This window comes from Modicisalibacter muralis, assembly GCF_900102945.1.
Classification (GTDB): Bacteria; Pseudomonadota; Gammaproteobacteria; order Pseudomonadales; family Halomonadaceae; genus Modicisalibacter; species Modicisalibacter muralis.
Genome location: NZ_FNGI01000005.1, coordinates 85,252 through 100,042, shown reverse-complemented (window position 1 = coordinate 100,042; position 14,791 = coordinate 85,252). Strand labels below are relative to the sequence as shown.

General features: G+C 63.4%; 15 protein-coding genes and 1 tRNA gene. 8 read left to right on the top strand and 8 right to left on the bottom strand.

Translation table 11 applies throughout. The annotated features are described in order from the left end of the window. Positions 1 to 9: 9 nt before the first annotated feature. The 7 genes from BLR92_RS10455 to murB are packed head-to-tail and all read left to right on the top strand — an operon-like array spanning position 10 to position 6,032. Positions 10 to 708 (top strand): MotA/TolQ/ExbB proton channel family protein, encoded by a 699-nt coding sequence (locus BLR92_RS10455; protein WP_089728281.1) that lies wholly within the window; start codon positions 10 to 12, stop codon positions 706 to 708. Next, positions 705 to 1,142, top strand: coding sequence for an ExbD/TolR family protein (locus tag BLR92_RS10450; protein ID WP_089728279.1), 438 nt, complete (start codon positions 705 to 707; stop codon positions 1,140 to 1,142). The genes BLR92_RS10455 and BLR92_RS10450 overlap by 4 nt, the downstream gene beginning before the upstream one ends. Beyond that, positions 1,139 to 2,878: a lipid A export permease/ATP-binding protein MsbA gene (gene msbA, locus BLR92_RS10445; protein ID WP_089728278.1), complete on the top strand. Its 1,740-nt coding sequence runs from the start codon at positions 1,139 to 1,141 to the stop codon at positions 2,876 to 2,878. The genes BLR92_RS10450 and msbA overlap by 4 nt, the downstream gene beginning before the upstream one ends. Continuing rightward, a complete protein-coding gene (gene lpxK, locus BLR92_RS10440; RefSeq protein WP_089728275.1) occupies positions 2,875 to 3,933 on the top strand; it encodes a tetraacyldisaccharide 4'-kinase in 1,059 nt (352 codons plus the stop codon). The genes msbA and lpxK overlap by 4 nt, the downstream gene beginning before the upstream one ends. Next, positions 3,933 to 4,202, top strand: coding sequence for a Trm112 family protein (locus BLR92_RS10435; RefSeq protein WP_089728272.1), 270 nt, complete (start codon positions 3,933 to 3,935; stop codon positions 4,200 to 4,202). The genes lpxK and BLR92_RS10435 overlap by 1 nt, the downstream gene beginning before the upstream one ends. Then, the gene (gene kdsB / locus BLR92_RS10430) at positions 4,199 to 5,008 is read left to right on the top strand and encodes a 3-deoxy-manno-octulosonate cytidylyltransferase (RefSeq protein WP_089728271.1); all 810 of its coding nucleotides are present in this window, start codon (positions 4,199 to 4,201) and stop codon (positions 5,006 to 5,008) included. Before BLR92_RS10435 ends, kdsB begins: the two co-directional genes overlap by 4 nt. Before the next feature lie 10 nt (positions 5,009 to 5,018). Then, positions 5,019 to 6,032, top strand: a complete 1,014-nt coding sequence (murB, locus tag BLR92_RS10425; protein WP_089728269.1) for a UDP-N-acetylmuramate dehydrogenase — start codon at positions 5,019 to 5,021, stop codon at positions 6,030 to 6,032. A gap of 46 nt (positions 6,033 to 6,078) precedes the next feature. Here murB and BLR92_RS10420 read toward each other — a convergent pair. Further along, a tRNA-Met gene (locus BLR92_RS10420) sits at positions 6,079 to 6,155 on the bottom strand. A gap of 142 nt (positions 6,156 to 6,297) precedes the next feature. Here BLR92_RS10420 and BLR92_RS10415 point away from each other — a divergent pair. Further along, complete coding sequence (locus BLR92_RS10415; protein WP_089728267.1) at positions 6,298 to 7,572, top strand: O-acetylhomoserine aminocarboxypropyltransferase/cysteine synthase family protein; 1,275 nt, start codon at positions 6,298 to 6,300, stop codon at positions 7,570 to 7,572. 73 nt (positions 7,573 to 7,645) lie between these two features. On the opposite strand, the gene ychF is transcribed toward BLR92_RS10415, so the two are convergent. From ychF to BLR92_RS10380, 7 genes are all read right to left on the bottom strand, one after another. Next, the gene (gene ychF, locus BLR92_RS10410; RefSeq protein WP_089728265.1) at positions 7,646 to 8,737 is read right to left on the bottom strand and encodes a redox-regulated ATPase YchF; all 1,092 of its coding nucleotides are present in this window, start codon (positions 8,735 to 8,737) and stop codon (positions 7,646 to 7,648) included. A gap of 179 nt (positions 8,738 to 8,916) precedes the next feature. Then, entirely contained in the window at positions 8,917 to 9,507 is a 591-nt protein-coding gene (gene pth / locus BLR92_RS10405; RefSeq protein WP_089728263.1) for an aminoacyl-tRNA hydrolase, read from the bottom strand. Between the two features lie 39 nt (positions 9,508 to 9,546). Beyond that, positions 9,547 to 10,197 carry a 50S ribosomal protein L25/general stress protein Ctc gene (locus tag BLR92_RS10400; protein WP_089728261.1) on the bottom strand — a complete coding sequence of 217 codons (651 nt, stop codon included), beginning with the start codon at positions 10,195 to 10,197 and terminating at the stop codon, positions 9,547 to 9,549. Between the two features lie 102 nt (positions 10,198 to 10,299). Continuing rightward, on the bottom strand, positions 10,300 to 11,241 hold the full coding sequence (locus BLR92_RS10395; protein WP_175488777.1) for a ribose-phosphate pyrophosphokinase: 942 nt from the start codon (positions 11,239 to 11,241) through the stop codon (positions 10,300 to 10,302). 107 nt (positions 11,242 to 11,348) lie between these two features. Then, entirely contained in the window at positions 11,349 to 12,227 is an 879-nt protein-coding gene (gene ispE, locus BLR92_RS10390; protein ID WP_089728257.1) for a 4-(cytidine 5'-diphospho)-2-C-methyl-D-erythritol kinase, read from the bottom strand. Further along, positions 12,224 to 12,859 carry a lipoprotein insertase outer membrane protein LolB gene (gene lolB, locus BLR92_RS10385; RefSeq protein WP_089728254.1) on the bottom strand — a complete coding sequence of 212 codons (636 nt, stop codon included), beginning with the start codon at positions 12,857 to 12,859 and terminating at the stop codon, positions 12,224 to 12,226. Before lolB ends, ispE begins: the two co-directional genes overlap by 4 nt. After that, entirely contained in the window at positions 12,856 to 14,601 is a 1,746-nt protein-coding gene (locus BLR92_RS10380; protein ID WP_089728252.1) for a tetratricopeptide repeat protein, read from the bottom strand. The genes lolB and BLR92_RS10380 overlap by 4 nt, the downstream gene beginning before the upstream one ends. Positions 14,602 to 14,791: the final 190 nt, after the last annotated feature.

Sequence of the window (14,791 nt, the reverse complement as noted above, 5' to 3'; positions counted from 1 at the left end):
GACAGACGCATGGATGTACTCGACGCCCTGATAGCCGGTGGGTGGCTGATGCTGCCGATCCTCGGTTGTTCGCTGGTCGCCACGGTAATCATCATCGAGCGGCTGTGGAGCCTCAGGGCCTCGCGCATCGCACCGACGGGCCTGGGTCAGGAGGTGTGCGAACTGATTCATCAGGGCCAGGTCAATCTCTATTGGCTGGAAAGCCATTCGCCGCTTGGCGCGGTACTCGCTGCCGGGCTGCGCAACGCTCGGCTTGGCCACGATCAGGTGCGTTCGCGCCTGCAGGAAGCGGCGACTGCGGTGATTCACGACATGCAGCGCTTTCTGAGCCCGCTGGGCACGATCGCCTCGATCACCCCGCTGATCGGCCTGTTGGGCACCGTGGTCGGCATGATCGAGGTATTCTCGGTGATCGTCAGCGCCAACGGCGCCGAGCGCACCGCGGATCTGGCCGGTGGCATTTCACAGGCCCTGGTGACCACCGCGGCGGGCTTGACCGTGGCCATCCCGGCGCTGATGTTTCATCGCTATTTCCAGCGTCGTATCGAAGACATCACCGTGCGCATGGAGGAACAGGCCGGCCAGGTGGTCGAGTATCTCGCTCACCATGGCGGTGAACTGACGCTGGCCGAACGGCGCGAGCCACGTGAGCGCCCGGGTGCCCGGGAAAGCCGCGATGCTCTTGGGAGCGGGGAGAACCGCGCGTGAAATTCCCGCGCACGCACCGCGAGCCGGTCGAGGTCAACCTGACGCCACTGATCGACGTGGTGTTCCTGTTGTTGATCTTCTTCATGGTCTCGACCACCTTCGAGACCCGTCAGGCGCTGGAATTGAGCCTGCCGACGAGCGAGAGCGGTGCGCCCCTGGAGCAGTCGCCCGTCACGCTCTCGGTAACGCAGGCGGGCGACTATCGCCTTGGCGAGCAGACGTTCACCACGACCCGCACGCTACGCGAGGCGCTGGCCGAGCGCGCCGATAGCGCCCGTGAGCATGGCCTGGTGATCGAAGCGGATGCGCAGGCCACCCATGCGGCGGTGGTCTCCGCGCTGGACCAGGCAGCGGCATTGGGCATCGTGCGTGTGCGTATCGCGACTCGCGCCATTCCCGCGAGCGATATATCGAAACAAGCGGAGACGCCGTGATCCAAGCGACCAGTTTGACCCTGTATCGACGCCTGCTTGGCTACGTCAAACCCCATTGGAAATGGTTCGCCGCGGCAGTGCTTGGCTATGCCATCTACGCGGCATCGAGCACTGCGCTAGCCGAGCTGATGAAGCGCTTGATCAACGGTATCGAGAACCCCGATGCGGGCTTTCGGCTGTTCCTGCCGTTGTTCGTTATCGGCATGTTCGCGGCGCGTGGCGTGGGCACGTTCCTGGGCACCTATTGCATGAGCAACGTCGCGCGTAACGTGGTGCATGCGCTGCGCTGTCATGTTTTCAACCACATGTTGCATCTGCCGGGGAGCTTCTTCGATTCTCACTCCAGCGGCCATCTGATCTCGCGAGTCACCTATCATGTCGAGCAGGTCACCGGCGCGGCGACCAAGGCGATTACCATTGCCCTGCGCGAGGGGCTGTTCGTTATCGGCCTTATCGGTTATCTACTATGGACCAATTGGTTACTGACCCTGGCTTTTCTCGCCGTCACACCGCTGATTGGTGGCGTGGTCAGCATCGCCAGCAAGCGCTTTCGGCGTATCTCGCGGCGTATCCAGAACTCCATGGGTGAAGTCACGCACGTCGCCTCGGAAGCCCTGACCGGCTATCGGGTAGTGCGCACGCACGGCGCCGAGGAGTTCGAGAAGCGCCGCTTCGCCGCGGCCAGTGAATACAATCGCGAACAGAGCATGAAGGAGGCGCTGACCAAGGCCACCAGCACGCCGATCATCCAGTTGCTGATCGCCGTCGCCCTGGCCGGCCTGGTATGGCTGGCGATGGCGCCGGAGCTGATGGCCAGCATGAACGCCGGCGAGTTCGTGGCGTTCATTACCGCCGCCGCACTGATGGCCAAGCCGGTCAAGCAGCTCACCGAAATCAATAGCCAGATTCAACGAGGCCTGGCGGCGTCCCAGGAGTTGTTCGGATTGCTCGAAGTCCCCGGAGAAAGCGACGAAGGTGAGCGAACGCCCGACAACATCGAAGGGCGTGTGCGTTTCGAGTCGGTGCGCTTTCGTTATGGCGAGGGCCTGCCCGACGTGCTCAAGGGTATCGATCTCGAGGTGGCGCCCGGTGAAATGATCGCCATCGTCGGGCGTTCGGGTAGCGGCAAATCGACCCTGATGGGTTTGTTGCCGCGCTTTTATCAGCCGAGTGCCGGGCGGATCACCCTCGATGGTGTGGCACTGGAGGAGTATCGTCTATCGCCGTTGCGCCAACAGATCGCCCTGGTCACCCAGCAGGTCACGCTATTCAACGCCAGCATCGCCGACAACATCGCCTATGGCGTGCCCAATGCCGATCGCGAGGCGATCGAGGCGGCCGCCAAGGCGGCCTATGCCGACGAGTTCATCGTACGCATGCCGCAGGGTTACGATACCGAAGTCGGCGACAACGGCGTGATGCTCTCGGGCGGCCAGCGCCAGCGCCTGGCCATCGCCCGGGCGATCTTCAAGAACGCGCCGCTGCTGATTCTGGACGAGGCGACCTCGGCATTGGACACCGAATCCGAGCGCTACATCCAACGTGCCCTCGAGGAAGTCTGTCGCGGACGGACCACGTTCGTCATCGCGCATCGCCTGTCGACCGTCGAACGCGCCGATCGCATCCTGGTCATGGAGCAGGGCGAGATCGTCGAGAGTGGCACCCACGATGAATTGATCGCATGCGATGGCGCCTATGCCGCGCTGCATCAGTTGCAGTTCCAGGAGGCGTCGTGAGTCGTTGGCTCGACGCCGGCTATCGCGATGCAGGTTGGCTCAAGGCGTTGCGCCCGCTCGAGTGGCTGTACCGCGCGGCGGTAGCCAAGCGCCGGGATGCTTACCTCAATGGGCGCAAGCCGGTATGGCGCGCGCCGGTACCGGTGATCGTGGTCGGCAATATTACCCTTGGCGGTACCGGTAAATCGCCACTGGTCGCCTGGCTGGGGCGCTGGCTCGCCGAGCAGGGCTGGCGACCGGGCATCGTGTCGCGCGGCTATGGCGGAAAGGCACCGCGCTATCCGCTTTACGTCGGCGTCGATAGCCTGGTGACTCACTCGGGCGACGAGCCGCTGATGCTGGCTCAGCAGACCGGCTTGCCGGTGGTGGTTGACCCCGACCGGCCCCGCGGCGCACGCCAGCTGATCGCCGCCGGCTGCGATATCGTCATCAGTGACGATGGCTTGCAGCACCTGGCGCTGGGGCGTGATATCGAGTTGCTGGTGGTCGACGGCGAACGCGGTTTTGGCAATGCGTGTTGTCTGCCGGCGGGGCCACTGCGTGAGCCATTGTCGCGTCTCGCTGAGGTCGATGCGGTGATCGTCAATGGCCAGCCTAGGCAGCCGCTTGCGCTGTCCAGCCAGCGCATGCAACTCATGCAGCTTATGCAACTACAGCCGGCGCGCTGGCGTCGCCTTGTCGATGGCGTTTGTCATCCAGCGCATGAACTGCCGTTCGAGGGTCGCGTGCATGCGCTGGCCGGCATCGGCAATCCACAGCGTTTTTTCACGACGCTGGAGTCGTTGGGCGTGGCGTTCGAGGCGCATCCCTTGCCCGACCATCATCGCTACGGCGCCAAGGATCTGCAGTTCGGCGATGACCGGCCGGTGGTGATGACCGCCAAGGACGCGGTGAAATGCCGGCCCTTCGCCGATGAGCGTTGCTGGGCGCTGGACGTCGAGGCCTGCCCCGAGCCGGCCTTTGCCGACTGGCTGCGTGGTCGGCTTGCCAGGCTGCAAGCGTCGGGCTTTAATCACCACAACCACGCCGCTTCTTCCGCGATACGAGGTAAGTAATGGATAAGGAATTATTGGCCATGCTGGTCTGCCCGCTGTGCCAGGGCAAGCTCAAATACGATCGTGAGCGCGGCGAGCTCAAGTGCCATTACGATGGCCTGGCCTATCCCATTCGCGATGACATTCCGGTCATGCTCGAAGAAGAGGCCCGGCTGATGGATGCCGACGAGAAGCTGGGTAAGGCGGCGGGGCCGGAGCCTGGCAAGACTTCGGGGCCGGAAACCGATAGCCGAGACATGGCGAACGGCAAGGGAAAGCCATCGGCATGAGCGATTTCGTGGTGGTCATCCCGGCGCGTTATGGCTCCAGCCGCTTGCCGGGTAAGCCATTGCTGGATATCGGCGGGGTGCCGATGGTGGTGCGGGTCTGGCAACGCGCTTGCGAAAGTCGCGCGGCGCGGGTGGTGGTGGCCACCGATGATTCCCGCGTCAAGACGGCGGTCGAGTCGGCCGGTGGCGAAGCGCTGCTGACCGCGGCCGATCACCCATCGGGCACCGATCGCCTGGCCGAGGTCGCCAGGCGGCTGGGTTTGGCCGACGACGCCATTGTCGTCAATGTGCAGGGCGACGAGCCGCTGCTGCCGGCGGCACTGATCGATCAGGTCGCGGCGCGTCTGGTCGCCGACTCCGAGGCTTCGATAGCGACCCTGGCCGAACCGATCGACGATAGCGAGACGTTGTTCAATCCCAATGCGGTCAAGGTGGTCTGCAACCGGCTCGGCCGGGCGCTGTACTTCTCGCGGGCGCCTGTGCCTTGGAATCGAGAGGCATGGGATCGCGAAGCCTGGCACCAAGGGCCCGTGGCGCGGCCCGGCGCAGGACTCGGCACCGATACCTGGCTGCGCCATATCGGCCTATACGCCTATCGCGCCGGTTTTCTCGCCGAATACGTCACCTGGCAACCCAGCCCTCTGGAACGCCTCGAACAGCTCGAACAGTTGCGGGCGCTGCATCATGGCCATCATATTCAGGTGGCGCTGAGTGCCGAACCGCATCCGGCGGGTGTCGATACCGCCGAAGACCTGGAGCGCGTGCGGCGCTGGGTCGACCTTCAAGAAACGCAGCGAAAGCCTTGATGGAGTCTGCATGATCCAGCGTGACGTTGATCTTACCGGCGCCAATACGTTGGGCATGCCGAGCCGGGCCGAGCGCTTTGTCGCCGCCGACAGCATCGCCGCGCTGCGCGATGCGCTGCGTCAGGCGGCCGAACAGGGCTGGCCGCTGAGCATGTTGGGTGGCGGCAGCAACCTGGTGCTGCGCCCGTATCTGCCGGGGCTGACGCTGCAGCCGACCTTTGCCGATTGGCGGCTCGAAGACGTCGGGCAGGGCAAGGTGCGCGTGCATGTCGGCGCCGGCATGAACTGGCACGGTCTGGTCGAGGAATTGGCTGCTTTCGAGCTGTGGGGTACCGAGAATCTCGCCTTGATTCCCGGCAATGTTGGCGCTGCGCCGATCCAGAACATCGGTGCCTACGGTGTCGAACTGGCCGACGTGCTGGAACAAGTGCATCTGCTGCATCTCGACGATTGGCGAGAAGAAATCCTCGGCCGAGACGACTGCGCCTTCGGCTATCGCGACAGCATCTTCAAGCATGCGCTGGACGGCCGCGTGGTCATCACCCAGTTGGTGCTACGGGTTTCCAAACGAGCGCGGCCACGGCTCGACTATGGTGATCTGGCCACGCGCCTATGCAATACACCCACCGCCAGCGAGGTGGTTGCCGCGGTCAGCGCGGTGCGCCGCGAAAAGCTGCCCGACCCGACAAGGCTTGGCAATGCCGGCAGCTTCTTCAAGAACCCGGTGACGAGTGCCGAGCAGGCTCAGGCGCTGCTCGCCAGTCATCCGGATTTGCCACATTTCCCGCTCGCCGATGGCCGCGTCAAGCTGGCCGCCGGCTGGCTGATCGATCAATGCGGTCTCAAGGGCTTGCGCGACGGTCATGTCGGCATTCACGAGCGCCAGGCGCTGGTGCTGGTGCATTATGGCGGCGGTAGCGCCGAGGAGCTGCTGGCACTCGCCCAGCGCGTGGTCGACGAGGTGGAGCGTCGCTTTGGTGTGGTGCTGGAGCGCGAACCGCGTTTGATGGGCCAGCCGGCGTAAAACCGAAAATCCCGGCAGGTATGCCCGCCGGGATTCGTGTGTTCCGTGGTGGCTACGCCCTGATTCGAACAGGGGACCCCATCATTATGAGTGATGTGCTCTAACCAGCTGAGCTACGTAGCCATTCAACGCGGCGATACCATACTGGTAAGTCCATGATAAGTCAATCAAATGCGCGTCGGTGAAAGTGGCGGCCCAACGATATTGGTCGTTGCGCGCAGAGTTGGTTAGCATCGACAGACTAACCAAAACAAGGTCTCACGCCATGAAGCCCGAAACGATTGCACTGCACCATGCCTATGAGCCTGATAACCAGCATGCCGTGGCGGTGCCTATCCACCAAACCACGTCGTTCTCCTTCGACGACGCTCAGCATGCCGCCGATCTGTTCGATCTCAAGGTCGAAGGTAATATCTATTCGAGGATCATGAATCCGACCTGCGCCGTGCTAGAGCAGCGCATTGCCGCGCTGGAAGGGGGAATAGCCGGGCTCGCAGTGGCCTCGGGGATGGCGGCAATTACCTATGCCATTCAAACCATCGCCGAAGCCGGCGACAACATCGTCTCGATCAGTGAGTTGTATGGTGGAACCTATAACTTGTTCGCTCATACCCTGCCGCGGCAGGGTATCGAAGCGCGCTTTGCCGACAAGGATGATCTCCGGGGCATCGAGGCACTGATCGATGCGCGTACCAAGGCGGTATTCTGTGAAAGTATCGGTAACCCATCGGGCAGTGTCGTTGATATGCGGGCATTGGTCGACGTTGCTCACCGCCACGGCGTACCAGTGATCGTCGACAATACCGTGGCGACGCCTTTCCTCTGGCGCCCCATCGAAGATGGCGCCGATATCGTCATTCATTCCGCCACCAAATACATTGGCGGGCACGGCACGACGGTAGGTGGGGTGATCGTCGATTCCGGCAAGTTTCCTTGGGCCGACCATCCCCAGCGCTTTGCGCTGCTCAACGAACCGGACGTTTCCTATCACGGCATCAGCTATACCCGTGATGTCGGGGAAGCCGCCTTTATCGCCCGTGCCCGAGTGGTGCCGCTGCGCAATATGGGCGCGGCGCTCTCCGCCCAGGCGGCGTGGAATTTGTTGCAGGGGCTGGAGACGCTCGCGTTACGTATCGAGCGCATCAGCGATAATACCCGGCGGGTGGCTAAATACCTGGAAGGCCATCCCAAGGTCTCCTGGGTGCAATACGCCGGTCTGGAAAGCCATAAGGATCATGCACTGGCCAAGCGCTACATGAAGGGCCAGGCATCGGGAATTCTCAGTTTCGGTATCCAGGGCGGCCGCGAGGCGGGGGTGAAATTCTATGATGCGCTGCAGTTGATCCTGCGGCTGGTCAATATCGGGGACGCCAAGACCTGCTCATCGATCCCGGCGGCGACCACCCATCGCCAACTCAACGATGACGAACTCAAGGCGGCTGGGGTCACGGCCGATATGGTGCGGCTATCCATTGGCATCGAGCATGTCGATGATCTTATCGCCGATATCGACCAGGCATTGGCTAAATCACAGATCTGAAAGCGGTGCTTTACGAAGACACCGCTGCATGGGCAATGCAGCGGTGTAACTATCCTTGCGGATGCATGCTCCGCTAGACATTAAAGCGGAAATGCACCACGTCGCCGTCCTTGACTACGTACTCCTTGCCTTCCAGGCGCCACTTGCCGGCGTCCTTGGCGGCTTGTTCGCCACCCAGGGTGACGAAGTCGTCGTAGCCGATCACTTCGGCGCGGATAAACCCCTTCTCGAAGTCGGTGTGAATGACGCCGGCGGCCTGCGGTGCGGTGGCGCCGACCTTGACCGTCCAGGCACGCACTTCCTTGACCCCGGCGGTGAAGTAGGTCTGTAGGCCGAGCAGCTGGTAACCGGCGCGGATCACTCGGTCGAGACCGGGCTCCTGCATGCCGAGATCGGCGAGGAACATGTCGCGCTCCTCATCGTCGAGCTCGGCGATCTCGGATTCCAGTTGGTTGCACACCGGAACCACCACGGCATCTTCCTCGGCGGCGATCTCGCGCACGACATCCAGGTAGGGATTGTCTTCGAAGCCGTCGTCATTGACGTTGGCGATGTACATGGTCGGTTTCAGGGTCAGAAAGCCGAAGCTGCGCAGCTGGCGGATTTCATCGGCATCGAGGCCGAAGCTACGCAGCGGCAGGCCCTCGGCGAGATGCGGCTGGATGCGCTCGAGGATCGCCTTGGTGGCGATGGCGTCCTTGTCGCCGCCCTTGGCGATACGTACCAGGCGTTGGATGGCGCGCTCGACGGTATCGAGATCGGCCAACGCCAGTTCCATGTTGATGATTTCGATATCGGCGCGCGGGTCGACCTGGTTGGCGACATGAATGACATTGTCGTTGTCGAAGCAGCGCACCACGTGGGCGATGGCATCGGTTTCGCGGATATTGGCCAGAAACTGGTTGCCCAGCCCTTCGCCCTTGGAGGCGCCCGCCACCAGCCCGGCGATATCCACGAACTCCATGGTGGTCGGTATGATCTTCTGCGGTTTGACGATCTCGGCCAATTTGTCGAGGCGCGGATCGGGCATCGGCACGATGCCGGTATTGGGCTCGATGGTGCAGAACGGGAAGTTCTCGGCGTCGATGCCGGATTTGGTCAGCGCGTTGAATAGGGTGGACTTGCCGACGTTGGGCAAGCCGACGATGCCGCAGTTGAAACCCATGGGTTCTTCCTGGAGAGCGTGTTTGAAGTTGGTGATTGGCCGGTATTCTACGGGAAAGAGCGATAAGCTGTAAGCTGTAAGAAACCCCCAACCCACATTGCCTATAATGGCGGTTTAGCCCACCTTGATTGCGCTGGTTTTTCTTCTGGCTTAAAGCTTCAGGCTTATAGCTACGTTTTTCAGCCTCCGGCTGAAAAACTGTGCAGCCGATTCATCGCCTTGGCCCAATCGCCGCGTAGTGCCTCGGGCAGGGTGGCCAGACATTCGTCGATGGCGGCATCGATGGCGCTGCGCTCCATCTTGCCGGGACGCCCGAGTACATAATTGGTGACTTGCCTGGCATCGCCAGGATGGCCGATGCCGATACGCAGACGATGAAAGGTATTGTCGTTGCCCAGCGCGCTGATGGTGTCGCGTAGGCCATTGTGGCCGCCGTGACCGCCACCTTGCTTGTAACGGGCGGTGCCTGGCGCGATGTCTAGTTCGTCGTGGGCTAGGAGCAGTTCCTCGGGGGAGATCTTGAAGAACTGACAGAGCGCGGCGACAGCCGCTCCGCTGCGATTCATGAAGGTAGTCGGGTTGAGCAGATGCAACTCCCGACCGGCGAAGTCGACCTTGGCGTAGTGGCCGAGGAACTTCTTCTCCATGCGCAGGGGAGTGAGGCTGTCGCGCGCAATGGCCTGCACCAGCCAGGCGCCCGCGTTATGCCGGGTGTCGGCGTAGTCAGCGCCCGGATTGCCCAGGCCGATGATCGCTTTCACTTGGCTCATGCGAGCGCCTTGCCGGTGTCGGTCATGAAGAAGCCTGAATCACTCGGGCTTCTCTTCGCCTTCCTCACCGCCTTCGGCTTCGCTCTCGCCTTCATCTTCGGCGCTAACGACGGTCGGGCGGGTGATGCTGACGACGCCGGCATCGTGCTCTTCACCGTGCGACAGGGCGACCAGGGTCACGCCCTTGGGCAGATTGAGATCGGACAGGTGCAGCGTGTCGCCGATTTCGAGTTCGCTGATGTCGACTTCCAGATATTCCGGAAGGTTCTTCGGCAGACAGCTGATCTCGACTTCGTTGGCGAGTACGTGCAGCACGCCGACTTTTTCCTTGATGCTCTTGTTGGCGTCTTCGCCAACCACGTGCAACGGCACGTTGATGGTCATCTCGTGAGTGGCGTCGACGCGCAGGAAGTCGGCGTGAGTGACCAGCGCCTTGAACGGGTGACGCTGCAGATCGCGGATGATGACCTGCTCCTTGCTGCCATCGACGTCGATGTCGATCAGCGACGAGAAGAAGGCTTCGTCTTCGATGGCCTTGTAGAAGGCGGCCTTGTCGATGACGATCGGCTGGGGCGCCTTTTTACCGCCATAGATGATGGCGGCGACCTGTTGGTTCACACGACGCAGGCGGCGGCTCGCACCTTTCCCCAGGTCGTGACGAACATTGGCAGTCAGTTTGTAATCGGACATTGGTTAACCTCGCGGGTTTTCGAATAAGGAAAGCGGCATCCCCGCGACCAGGCGATGCCGTTTCCGGGTGCCCCTTGGGGCTTCTTATCCCAGCGCCCGTTCCTAGTGGAACATCGCGCTGACGGATTCTTCATTGCTGACGCGGCGGATCGCTTCAGCGATCAGCCCCGCCACGCTGAGCTGGCGAATCTTGCCACTGCGGCGCGCCAGCTCGGAAAGCGGAATGGTATCGGCGACGACCAGTTCGTCAAGCACCGAATTGGCAATATTGTCCACCGCCGGGCCGGAAAGGATCGGGTGAGTGGCGTAGGCCACCACGCGGCGCGCGCCATGATCCTTGAGTGCCTCGGCAGCCTTGCACAACGTGCCGGCGGTATCGACCATGTCGTCGACCACCACGCAGGTGCGATCCTCGATTTCGCCGATGATGTGCATCACCTGGGCCTGATTGGCCTGCGGACGGCGCTTGTCGATGATTGCGAGATCCGCGTTGAGCTGCTTGGCGATGGCGCGGGCGCGCACCACGCCGCCGACGTCGGGCGAGACCACCACCAGGTCGTCGTAGTTCTGGCGCTCGATGTCGTCGAGCAGGATCGGCGAGCCGTAGACGTTGTCCACCGGCACGTCGAAGAAGCCCTGGATCTGGTCGGCGTGCAGATCCATGGTCATCACCCGGTCGACGCCGGCCTTGACCATCATGTCGGCGACGACCTTGGCCGAGATCGGCACGCGGGCGGAGCGCACCCGGCGATCCTGGCGGGCGTAACCGAAATAGGGCACCACGGCGGTGATTCGCGTGGCGGAGGCGCGTCGCAGGGCGTCGACCATCAGGATCAGTTCGAGCAGGTTGTCGTTGGTCGGGGAGCAGGTCGACTGCAGAATGAAGACGTCCTTGCCGCGAACGTTCTCGTTGATTTCTACCGCGATTTCACCATCGCTGAACTGGCCGACCGTGGCATGGCCCAACCGGTTGTCGAGGCCCTCGGCCACCTTGCGGGCGAGTTCGGGATTGGCGTTCCCGGTGAAAACCATCAATTTAGACACGCGCAGCCACCTTTGGGATCTGGGAATCTCGAGAGGGATTCTTGCAATCGTGCGACGCCAGGCTCTTCGCGCCGTCGAACCGACTGCCATTGGGTCGCTGTACCCGATCAGGCTAGCTGATCATACGGCCCCAGCGCCTGATGGAGGGGAGAGACGTTGCAACCGCGCGCCTTGAAGGCCTGCCAGCCCTCGCCGACACGCTGCAATATCCTGCTGGCCTCATGCTCGTGCGCCACCTGACAGAACACGCAGGCACCGGTACCGGTCAGTCGGGCCGGGGCGAATTCGGATAACCAGTCAAGCGCCTCGGCCACGGCCGGATAAAGCCGGCGCACCGTCGGTTCGCAGTCGTTGCGCCAGGCATCGAACCCCTCTTGCAGTGCGCGCGCCATACTAATGGGGGGGGTGTCGCGTGTCAATTGCGCGGCCCCGAATACGCTGGCTGTGGCGACCGTCACATTGGGGTGCACTACCACGAACCAGGGGCTGTCCAGCGCGACCGGCGTGAGGCGCTCGCCGATGCCTTCGGCCCAGGCCGCGTGGCCCTGCACGAACACCGGCACATCGGCGCCCAGGCGCAAGCCCAGCGCGGCCAGGTGATCGAGACTCAAGCCGAGTTGCCACAGGCAATTGAGCGCCAGCAACGTCGTCGCGGCATTCGAACTGCCACCGCCCAGGCCGCCGCCCAGCGGCAGGCGTTTGTCGAGCGTGATATCGATACCGCGGCGGTCGCCACCGTGCCGGCAGCCGGTTTCGTCCTGCAATAGCCGGGCGGCGCGCACGATGAGGTTGTCGCGCTCGGCGACGCCATCGAGCGCTGGCGTCAGGCGTATCCGATCATCGTCACGCCGCTGAAAATGCAGGATGTCGCCATGCTCGAGAAACTGAAACAGCGTCTGCAGTTCATGATAGCCGTCCGCTCGGCGGCCCGTGATATGCAGCAGGCGATTGAGCTTGGCCGGCGCCGGTAGCGTCAACTCGCTCATGTGGATTCGCTGGCGCCGCTGCTGGCGTTGGGGCGCCATTGATTGACGATCAGGGTGGCGCGCAAGTCGCCGTAGCTCATGACCAGGCGGCGTGGCAGCCACAGGCCATCGGCCAGGTTGGGCGCCCAGTTCCAGGCGCGGTATTCGATGGTCCAGCCCGACTGGCTCAGACGGGTGGGAAAGCCGCGGGCATCGGTCTGCATCGCATGGTGGCTGCCGGGGGCAGGCAGGCCGCGCACCCAATAATCGAGCGCCGAGATCGGCAACGACCAGCCAAGTTGCTCCTGCATCAGTTGCTCGGGCGTGGCGGCCTGGAAGCGGCCGTCGCCAGTGGTCAGGGTGACCCCGTTGGGGGTGCCTTCGAGCACGCTGCGACCGGCGCCAAACGGGCCGCTGATCAGCATGCGATAGTGGCGCGGCGCCTGAATCCAGTCGAGGTTGGCGCTGGTTGCGTCGTCGGGCGTGCGCAGGCCGACCTTGCCGGCCAGGCGCCAGCGCTCCAGCGTTTGCAGGCGCTCGGCCTGGGCCGACCAGTCGCCGCGTTCGCGCGGTGGAGCATCGACACTGGGCGCACGGCTGGCGCAACCGGCCAGCAGTGCCAGGCACAGGGAGAGGGCAAGCAAGCGCATCATGGCGAAATCGTCTCGTCGGTGCGGGGGGCGAGCGCGGGGATGCGCTCGAGTAAATCGTCGATCAGCGGACGTTCGTCGAAGCGCGCAATGGCTTCGGCGATCAGCGCCCGTGCTTCATCGCGGCGTTCCAAGCGCCACAGCACCTCGGCGAGGTGGGCGGCGATTTCCTGGTCCTGCTGGCTGGCATAGGCCTTGCGCAGGTAGGGCAGGGCGCGCCGGTCATCGCCCAACTTGTGATAGACCCAGCCGAGGCTATCGAGAATCGCCGGGCTCTCGGGCTCCAGTCGGTGGGCGCGCTGAATCAGCTCGAGCGCTTCCTGGTAACGCTCGGTCCGGTCGGCCAGGGTGTAGCCCAGCGCGTTGAGGGCCATGGCATTGTCGGGCTCCCGCTCGATGATATGGCGCAGGTCGCGCTCCATGCCGGCCAGGTTGCCCATGTCGTATAGCCGCATGGCACGCATGAAGCGCAGTTGCGTATCGTCGGGATTCTGCCGTATCTGGCGATTGAGTAGCGCCATGGCGGCACTCTCGAGGTCCTGTTCGTCGAGCAGGCCGATTTCCATGGCGATCAGTTCGCTGGCCATTTCCGGATGGCGCAAGCGCTCGATGTGCAGGAAGTCGCGGGCATCGAGCAGGCGGTCGGCCTCGACAAGGGCGCGTGCGGCGCGCAGGCGCGATTCGATGAAGCCATCGCCCGGTGGAACCTGGCGATAATAGAGCAGCGCGTTGTCGACGTTGCCCTGGTCGGCGGCGATCGTGCCGAGCAGTAGATAGGCCAGCGTGGGTGCCGGTTCGCTGTCGATCAGCGGTAGCAGCAGGCGGCGGGCGGGGGCATTGTAACCTTCTTCCAGATACAGCCGGGCGAGTGCCAGGCGCAGCGACGGCGCCTCGGGATGGCGCTCGATCAGCGTGTCGAGATGCGCCTCGGCGGATTCGATATCGCCCGATCTGAGTTGTGCCTGAGCCAACAGCAAAATGAAACGACTGTCGTTGGGTGCGAGTGTCAGGCCGCGTTGCGCGGCGTTGCGGGCGTCATTGAGGCGCTCGTCCTGTAGGGCGATGCGCGCGCGCGCCAGCCACAGCGCCGGCAGTTCTGGATGAGTTTCGGCGAGTGCCGCGAGACGGGCTTCGGCCCGCCGGGACTCGTCGTTGGCGGCTTCGAGAAGCGCCAGGGCGAGAATCGCCTCGGCCGGTTCGCCCGGTCCTGTATCGTCATCGAGATATTGACGAAGTCGGGCGATTAGCGGTGGCAAGGGCGCGCCTTGTTCGATAGCCGTTTCGGCGAAAGCGACCAAATCGCCTTGGCCGTTACGTGCGGCCAGTGCCAGGCGTTGCTCGAGACTGGCCTGCCAGTCGCCGCGTTGCAGCGCCAACCCCGCCAACAGGCGTGCCGGCGCCTCGGCATCCGGCGCCAATTGCCGCCAGCGCTCGGCGGCGCGCAACAGCAGTGCGGGGTCGTCGGCGTAGCGGGCGGCCAGCGTCGCGCGTTCTGCGAGCGCTGGTGATTCGTAGCGCTCGGCGGCGCGTAGATAGCCGTTGGCGGCGCGCTCGAAATCGCCACGCTGACCGGCCAGTTCGGCGATCAGCAACGTCGATAGGCCTTGCGCGTCCAGTCCTTGGGTGATCGGCGGAGCCGAGGCCATGGGGTCGTCGAGTATTTCCGGCGTCGAGCCGGAGGGCAGACCCTGGCATCCCGCCAGCAGGGCGGCTGCCAGTGCGGTCGTAACCAAGCGTGCGCGCATGCCTTCCTCGTTCTTGAGCCTGAGAACACCCCGCCATTCATCCCTGCGAGGGCGGTAGTGGCATGTCGCTCAGCATACCGGCTTGACCCGCGCGGGCAAAGCGATGCCGAGTGCATCACAGCGTTTGGGTGCTGTGGTAAACTTGTCCGCCCAACTGATTAGCCGCGCAAGCACCGACGACCCCCTGAAT

Bases quoted from the DNA above. Each gene is read 5' to 3' on its own strand.
- BLR92_RS10400 (WP_089728261.1), bottom strand. From the start codon at position 10,197: ATGTCCGATTACAAACTGACTGCCAATGTTCGTCACGACCTGGGGAAA.
- BLR92_RS10415 (WP_089728267.1), top strand. From the start codon at position 6,298: ATGAAGCCCGAAACGATTGCACTGCACCATGCCTATGAGCCTGATAAC.
- pth (WP_089728263.1), bottom strand. From the start codon at position 9,507: ATGAGCCAAGTGAAAGCGATCATCGGCCTGGGCAATCCGGGCGCTGAC.
- murB (WP_089728269.1), top strand. From the start codon at position 5,019: ATGATCCAGCGTGACGTTGATCTTACCGGCGCCAATACGTTGGGCATG.
- ispE (WP_089728257.1), bottom strand. From the start codon at position 12,227: ATGAGCGAGTTGACGCTACCGGCGCCGGCCAAGCTCAATCGCCTGCTG.
- ychF (WP_089728265.1), bottom strand. From the start codon at position 8,737: ATGGGTTTCAACTGCGGCATCGTCGGCTTGCCCAACGTCGGCAAGTCC.
- BLR92_RS10380 (WP_089728252.1), bottom strand. From the start codon at position 14,601: ATGCGCGCACGCTTGGTTACGACCGCACTGGCAGCCGCCCTGCTGGCG.
- BLR92_RS10435 (WP_089728272.1), top strand. From the start codon at position 3,933: ATGGATAAGGAATTATTGGCCATGCTGGTCTGCCCGCTGTGCCAGGGC.
- BLR92_RS10455 (WP_089728281.1), top strand. From the start codon at position 10: ATGGATGTACTCGACGCCCTGATAGCCGGTGGGTGGCTGATGCTGCCG.
- lolB (WP_089728254.1), bottom strand. From the start codon at position 12,859: ATGATGCGCTTGCTTGCCCTCTCCCTGTGCCTGGCACTGCTGGCCGGT.
- kdsB (WP_089728271.1), top strand. From the start codon at position 4,199: ATGAGCGATTTCGTGGTGGTCATCCCGGCGCGTTATGGCTCCAGCCGC.